5 protein-coding genes and 1 pseudogene are annotated in these 17,965 nt (G+C 58.0%); 5 read left to right on the top strand and 1 reads right to left on the bottom strand.

What is annotated here, in order from left to right; genetic code table 11:
• A pseudogene (locus P0D73_RS43015) lies at nt 1-156 on the top strand (IS30 family transposase); the annotation flags it as partial.
• Here the strand turns inward: P0D73_RS43015 and P0D73_RS43010 are convergent.
• A complete protein-coding gene (locus P0D73_RS43010) occupies nt 114-1,343 on the bottom strand; it encodes an AAA domain-containing protein (protein WP_408435875.1) in 1,230 nt (409 codons plus the stop codon). The pseudogene P0D73_RS43015 and the gene P0D73_RS43010 overlap by 43 nt on opposite strands.
• A gap of 1,261 nt (nt 1,344-2,604) precedes the next feature.
• Between P0D73_RS43010 and P0D73_RS43005 the strand changes: the two genes are divergently transcribed.
• The 4 genes from P0D73_RS43005 (at nt 2,605) to P0D73_RS42990 (ending at nt 17,965) form a co-directional block, all read left to right on the top strand.
• Complete coding sequence (locus P0D73_RS43005; protein WP_408435871.1) at nt 2,605-3,090, top strand: hypothetical protein; 486 nt, start codon at nt 2,605-2,607, stop codon at nt 3,088-3,090.
• 866 nt (nt 3,091-3,956) lie between these two features.
• A complete protein-coding gene (locus tag P0D73_RS43000; protein WP_408435869.1) occupies nt 3,957-5,090 on the top strand; it encodes a restriction endonuclease-related protein in 1,134 nt (377 codons plus the stop codon).
• A 211-nt stretch (nt 5,091-5,301) separates the two neighbouring features.
• Entirely contained in the window at nt 5,302-8,436 is a 3,135-nt protein-coding gene (locus P0D73_RS42995) for an ATP-binding protein (protein ID WP_408435867.1), read from the top strand.
• Complete coding sequence (locus P0D73_RS42990; RefSeq protein ID WP_408435865.1) at nt 8,429-17,965, top strand: RNaseH domain-containing protein; 9,537 nt, start codon at nt 8,429-8,431, stop codon at nt 17,963-17,965. The genes P0D73_RS42995 and P0D73_RS42990 overlap by 8 nt, the downstream gene beginning before the upstream one ends.

The raw sequence follows: 17,965 nt of genomic DNA, 5'->3' as shown, positions 1-17,965 counted from the left end.
CAGATGTCGCACGAGACGATCTACAGGAGCCTTTATATACAGGCCCGCGGTGCGCTAAAGAAGGAATTGCTGGAGCATTTGCGCCGAACGCGAGCGATGCGTCGTTCCCGTCATCACACCATGAAGACTGACGACCACGGCAGAATCTGCGACGCCGGCGCACCGGGTGTGCACCACTCCTCGGCATCGGTGAACAGGTCGAGATAGCGGGATCGGTCGAGTCCGTCTCCGGCGTTCTGAAGCGCCCGGAGTTCGGCCTTCTTCGCCCGCCAGGATGCGAGATGACTCGCGTCGTCCTCCATGAGTTCTTCGAGTCGCGCGACTTCGGCGCGGCACGCATCGATGCGCAGCCGCGTTTCGGCGTTCTGCATCCGGCCATCGCCCGCGTCGTGCAGTCGGCGCGCATCGGCTTCGATCTCGCCCCGCCGTTCCAGAAAGCTTCGCCATACGCCGATGGCCGCGCAAAGCATCGCGCCGCGGCGCGAAGCGTCGGCGTCCCAGTCGTCAATGGAATAGCGCATTTTCACGCCGGCTTCGGCAAGCGCCGAAAGGGCATGCATGACGCGCCGGGCAGCCGTGCCTGCGTCATCGAGAAGATTCGGCAGTGTCTGGGCTTCGCCAGCGAGGAACATGCGTGTGTCGAGCACGCGCTGGCGCGCCGCGGCGACGGTGTCGCGTTCTTCGCAGGCCGCCTGGCAACGCGCGGCCGCGTCGTTTTTGCGGTGTTGCGCATCGTCCAGACGCTGCTTCAGTTCGGCTCGCTGTTTTGCGAGCGCTTCGGCGTCGAGCCTGACATGGGTTGCGCGGTCAAGCCAGTCCTTCAGCCGGCCGAGATCCTGCTCACTGCGTTGCCAGCCGTCGAGCCTGCTGGTCTCGACGTGTTCGGCAAGCGCCGTGTAATAGCGCCCGAGCGATGCTTCGCCCACGAACTGCTTGCCATCGTCCGATACGCGGGTGACGACACGTGCGAGCCGCGTCACCCGAAGATTGGCGTGCCGCCCCAGCCGGTCGAGCGCGTTATCGACTGCCGTGTGCGCCTGCGACGCCAGCAGAACGCGCTGGCCCCGCTGCACCAGTTGCATGATCGCTTCCGCGATCACGGTTGTCTTGCCCGTTCCGGGCGGCCCTTGAACGAGGCACAGGTCGGGCGCGGACAGAATCTTGACGACGGCTTCCTTCTGAGCCGCATTGAGCGTTTTCCGGAACCAGTGATTCACCGGCTCCAGCCGTTCGGGCACGTTCGCCTGCGCAGCCTCGAACAGGTAGGAAGTCAGGTAAGGCGCGTAACCGCCCTGCTCCTTCAGTTGATTGAGCGCCCGCTCATGGCGCTTGAGGAGGCTCATGTCACCCGCGGTCGATACCGACAGGAAGCCTTCCTCGGGAATCTGTTCGAGCAGGCTTCGCGCCGCTTCAGCCGTTTCCTCCTGATCGTCCGCGCCAGTCAGGCGGTTGAGATCGTCGTCGGATAGCTCGACGGTCACCGTCGACATGACAGGCGCGTCCCACTCGCATTCCGGCAATTTCTCGTGGCACGGATCGTTGCTCTGCAGCGCCTTCGCCGTGCCGAGCTCGAAGCGTTCCAGCCTGCGATTGCGATCGCGCTCCTGATCGCGGATGCGAAAGTTCCACTGATCCTCGGAGATCGCCAGACCGAATGCCATCACGTTCTGTCTTCGCAGCGAGCGATGCGTGTCCGCGAGCGCTTTTTCGGACTCGGCGACCACGGTGAACACGATGCCCTTCTCGCCCAGCGTGCGACGGACGTAACGCAGTCCGCGCGCGCGGCGCGTGATCAATTGCCGCTTCCAGGCGATGAAGTCTGTCCAGCCCTGCAACTGCTGCCGGGTTTCCGCCGAGATCGCCATCGCCGGCAGGCCGTCGAGCAACTCGCGGCTCAGGAGATTGTCTGGCCGGTCGGGACGCTGCCCGGGTGACGGGCGCAGGGTGTCGTGCTGCACGCGCGCATCGACCTGACGTTCGAATGCCCGCGCGGGCATCGCTCCTGTCTCGATGATTTCCCTGATCAGGAAGACGGGCGCCGGATGATACGTGTCCCAGGTGCCGATGGCCGTGAACGTGCAGGCCGCAGGAAACGGCCAGCCGGTCCGCCCTTCGGGATCGACGCGAAACGCCATGGTCGCGTAACGATCGCCCGGTTCGCGGTTGCTGCGGTTGGATATGAAACCGGTGGACGGCAGGTCGTCCGGAAGCAGGGTTTCACAAAGCACGTCGATGGGATCGCACCCGCGCGCCAGTTCCGCAAAAGTCTTATGACGCCGCGCGATTGACGCGGCCGCTTGATCGAGTTTGCCGCGGGCCTTTTCGTCCAGCGCGGGCATAGAGCACGCTCACCTGCCTGACTCCCGTTTGTTGTGTTGTTCTTGGTCAGTGCGTCGCGCCGATCCCTGCCTCGCTATCTCTGACGCTCTCGGGCAGATATCGGCTATTGCACTTCTACATATAACGGCACGGACCGCGTGAAGTTTAGTGGCATCGATGCACGCCGTGAGCGTTGTTCATCTTCCGGCGCAGGCGCATGAGGCCAGGCTTTGTCCCTCGCCCGCGCGGTAATGGCGTTTCAATTCGACACACACCATTCCTGCAATGAATCTCGACATCGAAAACGCGATTCTCTCGGCTCATCCGCTCATCTTCCGCAAACTCGAATCCCGCTTGCCAAGCGGCGAATGCTTCGAACGCGGCGACGGCTGGCGCGGCCTGATCGCTGACCTGTCCCACGCGCTCGAGCAAATCGGGGTGATCGTCCTTTTCGTGCATTTTCTGGCGGTTTGCACGAGAAAACGCTTTCAGATCAACCAGTTGAAAATCCGTCAAGCTGCAGAATCGTGTGAGGCCGCTCAGCGTTGCCACAGCGGCTTCTTACGCCGTTATCGTCAGAAAATGCACGAAAAAGGACGGATACCCCTAATAGCGGCACAGCGGTCGTTCGACAACTGCAATCGCGGACGGCCGCCGGAACATCAACGAATGCGGATTTCCGCCCCATCGCGGACCGTCGCATTACGCCCAGCGCGGCTGCTAACTGCTGAATCGGTCATTCAAGGCGTTCAATGCGACCGCTCAGCCTGACGGACCTAAGCCTGACAGCGAAAGCCTGAACTCGATTTTAATTAAGGGTAGCCGACCATCGCCCAAGTATTGATTGCCGGCAGCAGCGACTCCCTTCAAAAGGGCGTTTCTCGCCGCATGCCACCCCCAACGTAATGTCAGCCCAATTGTTATTGTCGTTCGCCGCAATTACTGAATGTGCTTCCAGACGAGATCTAGCGAGAGCTTTGAAGGCTGAAAAGTTTGACCACGCACGAGTCGCAACCTGCTTGACGTGCAAGCTACTTCGCCAGGCGAAACCAAAGAGTTCGATGCGAGGCTCGTAGGTGATACGCATTCTGCTCGCTCACCGTCGCGTACACGGCTCGTTTGCACACCGTGACTTACAGCACGCCCGATGACAAAGGCTGGCGCTGATAATCGGCCGATAAATATTGCCAAATAAAATCACAAATCCATTACTGATCGTTGGATTCCGATTGTAAACATCGGGGGATGCCCACGGCGTACTGGCGGCAGATCCAACCTACAAAGTCTACATAACTGACGTAATCACGCGCTAGAATAAGTAAAAAATCTGACGGCGCGCGAGGGCCGTGCGATCACAAGATGCGAGAGACCATGAAAAATGAAAAGAAAGAGGCGCAGCTAACCGATGCATCTCTCACCCGATTGAGCGGCGGATATTCGAAATGCATAAATGAGCTAATACCAGTGCAAATTTTTCGCACGGCAGGCGTCTGTTCCCGCGGGAACAGTGTACGCGGCCCGGGCACGGGTATGCCAACGGCTTCTGGGATTAACGACATCAATCGGCTTTTCGTTCAGTTGTCGCTCAAGACTGACGGTCGCCCGTTAGCCGCTCGCGCTGATGGGACAGAAAGACGATGATGACCACGAAGCCATCCCCCCCATCCCCTGAAGGCGATCTGTTGATCCCCAGTCTTGCTGCGCTCGTCGTTCGTCTTGCGCAGATGTCGCTTGTCGAAGAACGGATGATCTCAGGCACGAGTTGGGCGTACGGCTCGCCTGTAGGGCTACGTCCGGAAGATCGCCGCGCCATGAGCGCCGTCTCTCGAGCGTGCCTAGTTTCTGGGCTGCCGGACCACGGTGCCGAGATACACCAGCTCCTTGCCCTTTGCTCCCGTCCCCTGCATGAATGGCTATCGGTGCCAGAAGTCACGCAAGGCGGACTGAAATACACACGCCTCATCGACCCGGAAGAAGGCATCCCCACAGCAGAGGCGGAAGAGCTGGCGGCGGCTTTTCCGGGCATGACCGCCGGCATTGAGGAACAACTCTTTGCAAAGTTCATGGAGATGCTGAACCGCCACCCTGCGGGCGAGGCGAATGCGTATTACACCAAGATCCGCGAATTTGTGGTCCGCCATCCAGTGTGCGATGTCGACGAACTAAAGGCTGCGCTCGCGCGAGAAATTCCGACACGCATCTGGATCATGATTCAGAACGAATTTTACGAGGCGGTGCCTTCAGGCTGGAGTATCGACGGCATGGTTCACCTATGTGGGCATTGCGGAAACGCGATGAAATTCGGAAAGGCCGCCTTTGTCTGCCGCACTTCGGCATGCTCGACATCCACCCCTTCGAGTTCCCCAAGGTCCGTTAAGTTCGACACGTTGATGCGGGTGTCCCGCGGCATTCGTCAGTACTGGGTCGAGCCGGGCATCGACGAGCTGCGCCTCTACGACGCGCTGGTCGAACGCGGTATACCGGCGGAGCTCTATCCATTCCGTGACCGGGTTGATATTGCGGTCGGTGACGTGGGTATCGATCTGAAGTGCTACGTCAGCCCGGAAACTCTTGGTCTGAAATTCAAACGCAGCATTGGCGGCCTAGCTTATTACTTGCGCAGGTGGCTGGTTATTCCGGACTGGCAGATAACTTTCGAGCCTTCATACGTGGACCGTCTGGTAACCACTATGGACCGTCACGACGTCAAGTGCCTGACGGTGAGCGAGGCGATCTTGGAGTTGACCGCGCAGGGAACTACTCATGCGTGAGGCACTGCAACCCTATCGCGGGATTAACCGGCTAAACTACTTGTGCATTATCGCTACTGAGCTACTCCACGAAACTAGCCTCGCCTCCCTGCCACGCCTAGCAGCTGGATTCGAGAGCGTCTCGAAGACACTTCGAGACGAAGTGGCGTTGGCGCTAAAAAACGTTCGTCTGGCCGGTTTCGCACCCAGCACTCTACGCGAGTTGCATTTAATGGCCGACTCCTATCGTCAGCACTTTCGCCAAATCGAGGCTAGCAGGGACCGAGGCCTTGAGACTAACAAAGACGAGTTGCCACAGCGTTACATTATCAATGAGGATCTGACGGTCAGCCAGACCTGGACGCACCTCGTTCCAGACGATGTTATTCAGGCCCTTACTTGCCTCACTTCCGTGAGGCCCCTCCGCTACAGGGCGTCCTTACCGCGGCACGCGCCAGACTTACCCGCGGATATCACGTATGAGCAAGGCTACTCCGGCCTCGTCGCGCCACTCGGTTTCGAGCCGCCGGCGCCTCCCGTCTACGATCTCGAAAGAGTCGGACGCGCCCCCGGCGTTGTGCTTTGGCGAGACCTGGTAAAAATCGCCCGTGGGTTCGACGAGACTGATGTCGCGGTGGGACGACAGATGCCAGGGCAAAATAGTTGGTTCAATCGCCTGCACAGCGCCGACGGCGTTCCGAGCGCAGTTCTGATGGAGCCTGGCCCGAACGGCCTCGTCGCAGCGGACGGTATCGATCTTGCGGGCATGAAGCATCTCATTGGGCTACCCGGTGCCGGCAAGACCACATTGCTCTACCTGCTGGCAGGCTACCTGTCTCAACGTGGCTATTCTGTGTGTTTCCTCTTTCCGTCCATTGAAGTGGCTAGCGGCTTTCTGGATACACTGGCCCAATACAACGTTCCAGCGGGGCTACTGTCCGGGCAGAGCGAAACGGCACGGACCAAGCACGTTCTCAATTTCGCTACCGCGCTCGCCAGCAAGAATCTCGGCTACGGGGTAACGCGAGCAATCGCTCCTTTCTTTGCAACGAACTGCGCACTGGCCGGCTTCGCCAGCGATGAAGACATGGAATTTCCGCATGCCAGCCCGCCCTGCATGCAACTCATGCAACGCCCCTCGCCGGGTAAGCGCCCTCGCCGCCACCACTGCGCGCTCTCATCGGTATGTGGTTTGCAATATAGCGAGCGTATGCTGACCAGCTCCACGGTCTGGGCTGGTCACATCTTATCAACGGATCGCCGTGTGTCTGCGTTATATTCAGATGCAGAGGTTCAGCATTTCGAATATCTCGCTCGAACATTCGATGTGCTCGTGATCGATGAGTGCGACGGTGCTCAAGCCAACCTCGATGCGCGTGGCACGCCCACGCTCAAGCTCTCAGGAGACTCAAACTCGCTCTGGAGCACACTCATCCGTGACCTTCACGATCCGGCGGCACGCGGGCACAACGCATTCGTTGCCGGCGTAACCATTCCCACGCTGCTCGAGATGACTGGTCGCTTTGGACGGGCCACGGAACGTTTCGTTGCACGGCTCTTGCACTTACCGAAGAAGTTCCGAGACTACAACGCAAATCTTCTTTTGACTTCACTGTCCATCATCTCGGACATGTTCCCACCCGACGACGACTGGGACAAGGCAACGAGGACTACATTTATTGAGTCCCGGCGTGCCCTCGAGGCAGTTTTCGACTCAGCCATGAAGGTCGTCGCGTTCCGCCGCACGTCGCCTCATGGCGATCAAGATGACGAAGATGAGGAGACTGACGATCCAGAAAGAACGCTCGCAGAGGCAGCAAAGCTTTCCGGGACAACGACCGATGTGTTTCGATCCTTCTACGATCAGCTACTTCTGTCGATCGAGGCGTGGGAGCGTGACGGCGATGAATCAGCAATCGTCGCGATCTCGAAAGTCTTGCGCACAGCGCCAGGTCTGAGCTCAAGTCACGATGAGGAGACGTTCTACAACTACGCTTCTCTACTCGTGTCGGTAACGCTCCTTGTGCTTCAGCACTTTGGCTTGGCACCCCATCTTCGACTCATGAATTCTATGAATCTCGTGAGCGACAATGTTTTCGAGTCGCGGTGCTCTCGCGATGCTCTTTCTGTCCTTCCAGAATCTCTTATCGGAAAATTGAGCGGTATTCGTTATTCGGTGAGCGAAGAAGGTAACGTCGATATCGCCCACGTTGGCTTTGCCGGCACGCCGCGCCTCCTACCCAACCGGATGGTCGAGATCGGCACGGAGCGCGGGAACGGGATGGCGGTTCTTATGACAAGCGCGACTTCCATGCTGGAGCAAAGTCCAAGCTATCACGTAAACATCGGCCCGCACTACATCCTACGTCGTCCGAATGCCGGCAGCGGTTGGCAAAAATCAAAGTACCATTTTCTGCCTAAGCACGATCCGCGCACACAGCTGCCACTTCGATTCAGCGGAGCGAAGCTGTCGCAGCGAGAGCAGGTCATGAACACGATAGCGGACCAGCTCTTACGCCATGGGGCCCTGTCGGATGTTGAGCAAGCTATCGCGAACAACGACATTGTGAACGGCGTCGGTCGCAAGGCCGCCTTCATCGTCAACTCGTATGAGCAGAGCGAGCAACTTTTCGACCACATCCTTGCACATCACCCGTCCTGGCGAGGGCGCGTGCGCTACCTCACACGACCCAAAGTTCATGGAACCATTCATGAAGCAGCAGTCACCGCTTCGGAAGTCGAAACGCTTGGCGATGACGAAAACTGGGACCTGCTCATCTTTCCAATGAGCGCGATCGGGAGAGGCGTAAACATCGTGTACCGCTCCGGCGCGCGTCGAGATAAAGCAATGATTGGCTCTCTTTACTTTTTGACCCGCCCCCATCCGCGAGGCGATAGCTTGCAACTGATACAGGGACTGGTCGGCCGTCACTCCGAGGCTTTTGACCGGCGCGAGTTCGCGACAACGGCGGATGCGCTGAAAGCGCTTCAGGAAGCTCGAAACAATACGACGAAGACGGTTGAGTACCTGCTACGCATGGAGCTCATCTCGCAGAGGCTCGGCAAGTATGCGGAGCCTTTCGTCGCCGATCAGATGATCATGATTTTGCAGACAATCGGTCGCGCCATGCGAGGAGATTGCCCCGCGTTCGTGTATTTCGTTGACGCGGCGTGGGCGCCAAATTCTGCAAAAGGAATGCCAGACACAAAGCGTACATCGATGCTTGTAATGATGCAGTCGATCCTCGCGAAGTGTCTTTCACACGACGAACCTGCCGTCCGCGAAAGCTACCAGAACCTTTATCAATCTTTCTCCGTGCCCATGGGCACAATCGAAAATCTCATTAACGGTCCCAACAATGTCTGACGAAAAGAACATCACCTGGACCCACGTCGGGGGCAACACGACACGCACGCCCATCTTGCTCGGACGCAGGATTTCGCCCGATTGGCTTGCCGAGAAAGTCACACTCATCGAGTTCACGTTTTCAGGAGACCTTTTCACGAGCTTCGCCACGATTCTCACAGCGGCGAAGCAAGAGAAAAAATACCTTCCGGTTACGTCCTTGCGCACTGCACTCATCGCAGGCATGGACAAGATCGTTCGCCTAGACCGCGACCTAGGTCTCATTCCCAATGAATACGGCAGACGGGACTGCGCCATCGCAATGCTTGCCGGATTGGGTGACGACGCTGAGTACCGCACCTCTCGCGATCGCATCGCCGCCTACGTCAGCAGCTGGGTGATGAATGAGGTCGAGCCTTGGGCGGAAACGAACAATATGGGGCCGCTCGTCGCGAATCTGAAGAAGGCGATCCATCCAAACAACATCGAGTGCATTCAAAACGAGGCCCCCCTCATACGGGAAAGCGACGGACAACCTGATTTCCCCCTTATCGTCCGCGCGATCGCTGAGCGTTTGATCGGCGAACCGTTATTTGACGGATTGGGCGCATGCGAACTCGTGGCAAGCCCGGAAAGCCGGTCCAACTCCATCGAACTGATGACACTCCCCGCTCGCGCGTTGCGCGGTGACGACGTGTTCTCCATGGTGGCGCGGCTAACAGTGTGCACCATGCCCTATTGTGACGGCTTGTTCCTGGGTATCTCGGCAACCAAGCGCGTATGGGCGAAAAAGATCCCCTTGGCGAATAGCAAGATGCCGCGTCGCGTGACGGGATATGTCATGTCGCCAGGTCGGCCGGCCGTTATGGTACCCGTCCAGCGTTCCGAAAACGGCTGGGAATTCGGTGATGGATACGCAGCCGCCCAAGCGGAATCGGCATTTACCTTGCCAAACACCCTTGAAGAAGCGATTAGACAGCGCGAATTCAGTGAAGCCGCGGGCTGGTGGGCTGGGTTGCCCGAACTGACAACTCTCTTCAAGTTTGTCTCTCCGCGCACAGTCTTCGAAGGTGATGAAGCCGCGTTGCTTGGCACGATATCGGAAATTCTTGGCTATATTCTCGCGCCCCGCGCAGTCGGTATGCGCGAAGTTCCGATCAACCGCAAGAAGCAAACCGTGCAAGAAATGCTGCGCCTTGCGGACCTTGAGTTTGGCACCGCCGGATATTCGCTCGTTTCCGAGGCGGACGCGGAGGATACTGAAGGCGACGAAGACGATACACGCGATGAACGTGCTGCAGAACGGATAAGGACGATCGCGCACTATCGAGAGCAGAACGTACGTGCTTTGAAGCTTTCGCACGGTGAGAATAAACCCCTTCTGTGGGTGCTCTGCAATTCCGTGCGTGAGAAAGAGATCATCTTTACTTCCGCACAAACGCTCTTCGGCGATGCGGTGGAGGTTAAAGTCGAGCCGCTGCCGAACCGCACTCATGGTCTCCGCGCAGATCTTGACGGGGCAGAACTCAACGCACGCGGGCGTTTTGAGAAACGCCTTGAGCAATGGGAAACGGCTGCCAACTCCATCCGGGAAATAAGTGCGGGGCGTCCGATCATCGCTCTGATCTGCGCGGCCGACAAGTACAACCAGCGCAGCGAGGACGCCGTGAACTACTACGCCGGCATCCACGCCATGTCGAGGATCGGTGCGAACGTTCATCATGTCCTGCCTATCGAGCCTCCTCAAGATGGGACGAGTGAGCAGGGTTTTTTACACAGGACGCAAAGCGCCCTACTCGACGTTTTCCTCGCCCATTCGGGGATCATCTTTGGGACGAAGGAATTCGCGGTGCAGTTGTTCGCGCCCGAACATATGCCGCGTCGCATCTACGGCTTGCAGGCCCTTCGTTCACGTGCACGCACCCGCAGCGGGGAGACCGGCGTGACGTTTTTGGTGAACACCCGGCTTGTCATCGAGACTGGTATCACCGAGGTGCAGTTCGTCTATAAGGCCGCCCGCGGCACTCAGCGCTCAGCATGGAAGCCACTTTCTGAAGGCCTGCAATGGTTGGGCAGCCAGCGCCAGATGCAGGGAGACGACAAGTGGCTGAAGACGGCCTTCGAAGATGCAACCCGAGAAACCCTCACGACTATTCAGGGGGACGACCCGCGCGCCATCGTGATGATCGACTGGCTCAGCGTCGCGGGGCTATGGCGCGGCCTGCGAGACCGCGATCTCACACACGGCAAGCCACTCATGCTTGGGAACGCAGATCTGTCCGTATTCAAGGACATGACCTTCGTACGCTTGCGCCGCGGCGCTGACACCCTATCGTTGCGCTCCGAGGTCAAGGTGACCTACGAGGGCTGGAGCAATGGTGACGGGCGGGTACGCTCCGGCGAGATATTTATCGATGGTTACCATACGACGGGTAAGTCGCTGGTCGAGATCACCGACGACGTTTCGGCAAGCGACCCGCGACATGGCCACTTCATTGCCACGATGGGCTACGCCAAGACGGTTCAGGTGAAGCGAGGATTCTCGTGTTATCGGTCGACTCCGCGTATGCAGAAGGTAGCCAAGGGAGTAAAGGAATACGAGCTGAAGATGCTCGACCCCGCCTCCATGGATGCTTCGCTTCCCTCCAGCATGGAAATTACGGTGCTTACCGCTCCAAGCGGTGTCCAGTCTCGTAACGTAGCCATGCTCGCGATGGGCCTGCGCATCGGCTACGCGCACTACAACGACTGGACAACCCTGCCCGCACCACTTTTCTTCCGACGCAAGATCGAAGATTACGTCATCCGCTTCCCTGATGACGAGGAAGACAGTGAACCGACAAACGGGAATGACAACTTGCCGCCAGACGCAGCCGAAACCTTCGATGAGCGACGGCGTGCCTCGGAGGCGGAGACCTTCCTCTCGCGCCTTTTAGATGAGCCGGTCAACTCCGAAGAGTCTGTCCGCCAGGGAGAGATTGAGCTGCCTGAAGTCAACATGGCTGCATCAAGCTCAACCAACGAGACCGATTTACTGGCGCGCGTAAAGAACACGCCGATGCCCGCACTTCATACATCCCAAGATCGAAAAATCCGGTCCTTGGGCCAACGTATGATGCAGCAGGACACAAATGTACGAGTCCGCGTCGAGCTACCCTATTGGATTAAGACGAAAGACATCTTCGGCGAGTTCAATGCGACTATTCGCCGGCATGCCAGCAAATGCTGGCGGGACGTTCGCGATCTTGGCCTCGTCAAAGTAAAGACGCCAATGCCTCGCGAAAGCGAATTTCTGAACTGGATGGCCAACCATCTCCAGGTACCGCAGGCTGCTCTCGCGCTAGTCCCGGCGTGTGGAGCGATCGGTGGCCTGTCGTTCAAACCGCTCGATGTTTTGGTGCGCACACTGTACAACCCCGGCCGACCTGCGGAGGAACAGGTTACTGTCGGCTCCTTTAATCCGGACTATCTCGCTTTGCTCGCGAAATGGGCAGACGCCCAGCAGCATGACGAGCTGATGGGCTGGTTGATTTTCCAGATTGCACAGTTTCCGCGTGCGGGCTGGAGCGACGCAGTTATAGAGAATATTACTGCCGTGCCGGGCCCGCTTACCGAAGAGTCGTTGAAGTACTACCTGGACGTGGCATCGGCCATCAACGACGCCGTTGCGCAACGCGACCATCTGAATAAATTCCAGACGATTCTGCGACGTCGTCCAAAGCCGGCAGAACTACCAATCCAAACGGAACCAACGGCCAGTGCCCCCCCCGAGGACCATTGCGTTGCTACCAGGTTCGATTCGCAGCTATTCGACGGTGGGGTTGTCGTTGCCGAGACCACCGCGCCTACTGCTGACGACCCTAGCGCAACCACCCAGGGCAACTCAGTGAACAGCGCTACGCTCGAGCCGGTCATGGCACCTCAAAGCCCAAGCAACATTGCGTCGACTGATACCGGGTCCATCGTGAGCGAAGATCTATCCCCGGACGAAGCGGCGTTTAAGACCCGAAAAGCACGGCTTGAAGTTCTCGTGAGGGATCTTGCCCCTGGAGCCCCCTCCTTCACGGACATTGTCACCGAAATCAGTTCCAGCATTGAAGCACTGCAGGTATTGCATCGTCGCGCGGTAGACAGGGCGAGCGTCGCCGAAAAGGAACGCCAGCGCGCAACTGTCCTGCATGAACACTGCGAAGTCCTGCTTGCGAAGATTAAGCGGGTGGAGGTCGAGCTCGGTCTTGGCGTGGTCAGCAGCGCGGTCGGCCGAATACCCGATATGGACGCCGCCGAGGAAAACATCCTGCGGATAGAGGCCATCCTTGGAGATGTTGAAGCACTTCAGACGCAAGTGAAGAAAATCGATAGTCTTCCGCCCACACTCGTTCTTGCGGAACGCCAGAAGCGCAGTCAGATCACAGAGAAGACGCTGGATTCCATGCTGCAGAGCGCTGAGGAGCTAAGGACTCTCCTCTCGGAGAGCCCTTGCTTCCAATTGGCAGATGGGGATGCTTCTAGTGGCCCTGTCGAAGAGACAGACGCCGGTACGACCGAGGGGTTAGGCGAAGCAGCTGTTGTTATCGACCAGATAATGTATCCGGCGGACACATCGACGCATGCCGAAGAAGCCACCACTCCCAGTCCCGTCGCGAATGAAGCCGAAGCGATAGCCACTGAGGTAACGGTTGGGGCGGAACGCATCAGTGAAATGACCGCAGACGCTGCAGCCGACCTTACGCTTGACGAAGCACTTGAATACGCCGCGCGTGATGTCCATCTCGAGCAACAAATTACACAAACTGCTCTCACTGAAACCGAGCAGGTACTCGAAGCGCGCAACGCCCCGACTCTTGATGCCCGTGAGCCCACTCTCGACGAAACCCTCGGGGAGGATGTACCGGCATCAACCTCTCGAGTAAAAGGGACTGAACCCGAAAACGCTCCGGCCGAAAGTAATGATCTTACGGCGGATGATGAGTATTTCGGTGAAACCGAGTCCGCCATCATTGATCACTACGCAGACGCACTGCTGAAACTCATATCTGGAAGACTCTACGGACTGGCGTCTGTCCATGTTGAAGCTATGGCGCCGCTCGTCGCAGAGACTTCGGCGGAAGAGACCAATACCCACGCCATAGTTCTTCACGCGCTGATCGAGTCTCTCGACCGGATGGATTGTCAGTTTGAATTCGATGCGAAGCTCGACTCTGAACTGAAGGAAATGCTGATGACGCAGCCTCTTTCCGGCGGCAGTCTGACCGAATCGGTCCCCGTGGCGCTGGGTGTGTTTGCCTCTGGTCTGTCCAGCATGCTGTTCGACAACTCGGATGTTCAGTGGAATATCGGCAATGCAATCATCACGCCACTGACCGGCCAGCCGCGCCTGAAGGCGTTGATTGAACACATCGACACGATCCGGCAACGGGGGCTCATGCTCACGCGCGATATGTTCCGAGTTTCCAAAGTCGGTGATCAGGAGGCGTTGAAGCAGGAACTCCGCCGTTTTCAGACACGAGCCGCAAACTGGAAAGCTGCACCCGAGCTTTACTCGAGCTGGACTCATCGTGGGTTCAAGGCAATGCACGAAGAGATGTTCAGCTCAAAATCCTTGATCGGTGCGTGCCTTGAACACATCGCCAAGGGTGACCCTCACAAAGTAGCCGCCGCTTACGACGAGGCCCGTCGCAAGTTCGAGAAGCCCGCGGCAACAGTGGACGAGGTCTATCGAAAAACCGGCGAGAAGAGCCGTCCGGACGGCCTCTATCGCGCGCGCGCCGTCGAGAACATTGAAATCACAAAGACTTTCATCGAAAGCTACCTTGATCACGTGCAGCGCAAGGAAAATCCGAACGTCGAGCTCGTCAAGAGTACGCTTGGCTTTCTGGCCACGCTCCATCGTGCACTCGACGAATCGCTGCTCGAGATCACCGGAATTGCTCCGCAGAACAACATGGAGAAGGTCTACTGCGACGCAGCCGCCTCAGCCATCCGTTGTGCTTTACGCCTCTACGATAACAATCAAGCGCCCGCCTGCATCCCACAAGACATGCAGAAACTGCTCGTTCAAGCCCCGCTCAACCGCGACCTCATGCCAGCGCTTAAGTCGATCGACGAGTTCACGCCACAACTTTGCACCCCGCTTGCAATCCTTGAAGAAACCTCTCGCTGGGCAAACGAGGGGCTTTCCATTGGCGGAGCTGGCGAGCACATCGACGATGCGCTGAAAGAGGCGTTACGCCTGCATCTGGCAGCGGGACGCTTCGTTCCCGCTTTCTACATCGAGTCGCACCTTCCGCGAGCAGCCTTCTCCGGAAACGAAGTGCCCTTGCATCAACACTACAACCAACGCAAGGCCAATTTCGGCTCTGAACTGCAGCGTGCCCGCCAGCGGGTCACCCACGCCCTCACTTTAAGCGCCTTGACGCAGAACGAAGCGAACGGAATGGAGCGCGTGATAGAGGCCATGCTGGACGGTTTGCGTCCGGATCGAGGCATCGGTCATCCTTCAGCTGAGGGAGTCGCCTACCCTGACTTTCCGCAGGCGGCGGCCGTGCTGCGTTATCGCGTACTAATGCCGCTTGAGGCGCGTCTCGCCGAGGTAGCCAAACGCCTCGAGGACGATCTGAACAGCTACGCCGAAGAGTATCGTGGCATGGCGTCTCCGCAGGACGTTCAACGCGTCCGACAGATGCTGAAGTCGGACAACGCTGCAAATTTGCGTACAGCGCATGACGCGCTCGCACTGCTGAAAGCCAATCACAAACTGCCCGGGAGACTTGGCGGCCCGATTGATGTCGCGACGGACTACGACCGGTTCATGAGTACTGTCCATGAATCGGTCAAAAGCAACAAAACGCCGCTTGAAGCGCTGTGTGTTGCCCTCGATGCCCCGGAGAGTGACGACGATCCCGAATGGATGAAAAGACTTACTGTCGAAGATCGCGAAGATGCTGTGAAGCTCATCAAGCAGTGGCTTAATCTCTTCGTGGCCCGTCAAAGTGTCGTCTCCGGAGAAAGCAACCAGCTCGAGACCGTCTTCCACCTGCTCGGCATCAACCACGAGCCTTCTACCATTCCGGAACATGGGCGCCCCAGTCGCTTGCGATTCATGTTGCCAGACCGCGCTTTCACGTTTCCGACGACGGCGGACGATGAAATGTTCATCCCTCCGGTTCTTGGCTCCCGGGCGGTACACATTCAGGGCTTCATGATGTTCGGGTTGTCTAGCGAGAATGGCCTACGCCAGTTGATGCACGAAATCGGCGGCACACCGACCGTGGTGCTCGCCCGGGCCCGCTTGAATATGCAGAAACGCACGCGCGTTTGCGGAAACGCGCCCGTGCTCCTTGTAGACGATGAGCTCGTCGCGTATGTCGCTCTACATCCAAACGAGCGTTTGCAGGCTCTTATGCGCGTCGCCATGCTGAACTTCGGCACAAATCCCTATGACGATTATGGTGGCCGCCCCGTCCCGAGCGAGATGTTCTTCGGACGCCAGCATGAACTTGCGAGACTGCGCGATGTTAAGAGCATTGGTGTCCTTTATGGTGGCAGACGTCTCGGGAAGTCGTCGCTCCTGGCTCAAGTCGAGGTAGAGGCACGCAACACCCCCGGCATGACCGCCGTCTACATATCGATGGACACAATTGACTCCACCACGGACCACGTATTGGCCGCGTGGAGCTTCATCTATCGTAACCTTCTGTCCCGCAAAATTGTCGAGGCAATGCCGCGCCAGGCTACAGCGTGGCAACAGATCCGCGACTGGCTTGAAAAGGAACTGCACTCAAAGACTGAGCTGAAGTCGATCTATCTCTTGATCGATGAGGCGGACTCTCTCATGGGCCGCGAATTGCGCCTTGCGAAGGGAGCGATCGGGTTCGTGCGCAGTCTGCAGCAGATGGTGGAAAACCTGAATCACATTTGCCATATCCGATATGTGATCGCGGGCCTTCATAATATGACGCGTATGACATCGGAGGAAAACTCGGTTCTCGGCAAGGCCGATCCGATTGCTCTTGAACCATTCTCGGCATCGGACATCCAGCGCGGTATCCGTCTGATCACCAAACCGCTGGCGGCCATGGGGTTCCTTTTCGACAAAGGGGCCGAGGACCTGCCGTTGCGAATTCTGTCAGTGTGCAACTTCTATCCTGCATTCATCCAGCTTTATTGTAAGAACCTGGTTGACCGGCTTATGAATCGTCGCCAGGACACGAAGCCCCCTCTCTATATCACCGCGGAGGACCTCGACAAGGTTGAGAACGATTCCACGCTCCTGAGCGAACTCCGCTACAAATTCGAGCTGAATCTGAATCTCGACAAACGCTATAAGGCAATTGCACTCGTCCTCGCAGACGTCTACTACTCACAAAGCGCGTCCGGTCACTACGCGGGCCTGACGATCTCAGAGATCAGCGATCTGTGTGAGCTTTTCGTACCGACCCATTTCGCAAACGCAGGCCCGGGAGTCTACGAAGCATTGCTCGAAGAAATGATCAAGCTCAACGTGCTTGAGCGCATTAATACCCGCTACGTCCTGCGTAACCCCAACATCGCCATGATGATGGGCGACGTGGAGCGAGTGAGCCACAAGCTCGAAGAGCTGGCCAAGGAGCCGCCTGAAGATGCCCGTAATCGAGGCGAACGCCGTGTCACGATGGATCAGGGCACCAGCAGTACACCCTTCCCATTCCCGGTCGCGTGGGTTCGTCGTTACATGGATGCATCCGATGGGGAACTACTAGTGCTCACGGGCAACGAACTGAGCGGCATCCTTGATTTGAACAAACCCGCGGGCCGCGACGAGTGGAAAATCGGGCAAAACGACGTGTACATGATGATGCCGGGTTCTGGGCCTCAGGCGGCGACTGAGTACCTGGGCATGCTGCGACGTGACAAGACGAGTAATCAGGTTCACCGGATTGTGGCGGTCCGCCAGGCCTCGTGGGCTATTCAGCATATTCCTGCGTTCGTCGCCGCGGCACAAAAAGCTGCCAAGCAAAACATCCATGTCCGCTTCGTGCTGCTCGCGATGCCCGAGCGCGCATTCGAGCTAGCGCAGGCTGCGGACAAAATTGATCCCTCCGGCTGGCGCGTTGTTCCCCTGCCGCAGTGGACGGAGGATGCAGTGTATTTCCGGGTTCAAGAGAACACAGAGGTTTCAGAGAACGCCACCGCCCTTTCCGCGATCATTAACGCTTCCTGCGGCTTTGATAAGGAGGTGCTGCGAGTTTCCAGCGCAAAGATGAGCCTCAAAGACGCGCTCAACGCACCGGAAATCGCTCGACAGACTCTCGGCTCCAGCCTCGCTGAGTTCTACCGACGCGTAAACCTGCCCGCCAGCTTCCCCGTCGAGCGTCGTACTGTCGTGAACGGCTTCCTCGAAGCAATTAACGGCGGCCAGCGAATGTCCCCTGAGGTCGAAGAGGTCCGCGATATGCTGGGAGTGAGCCCTGCCGAAATGAATTTCATGCATTGGATGGGGATTCTTCAGGAGGGCTCGGCTGGCACCTGGCACGTCCCGAGCCTCTACCGAGACCTTATCAGCGGGTAG

The organism is Paraburkholderia sp. RL18-101-BIB-B (genome assembly GCF_046026985.1).
GTDB lineage: Bacteria > Pseudomonadota > Gammaproteobacteria > Burkholderiales > Burkholderiaceae > Paraburkholderia.
This window is presented reverse-complemented; position numbering and strand designations above follow the sequence as displayed.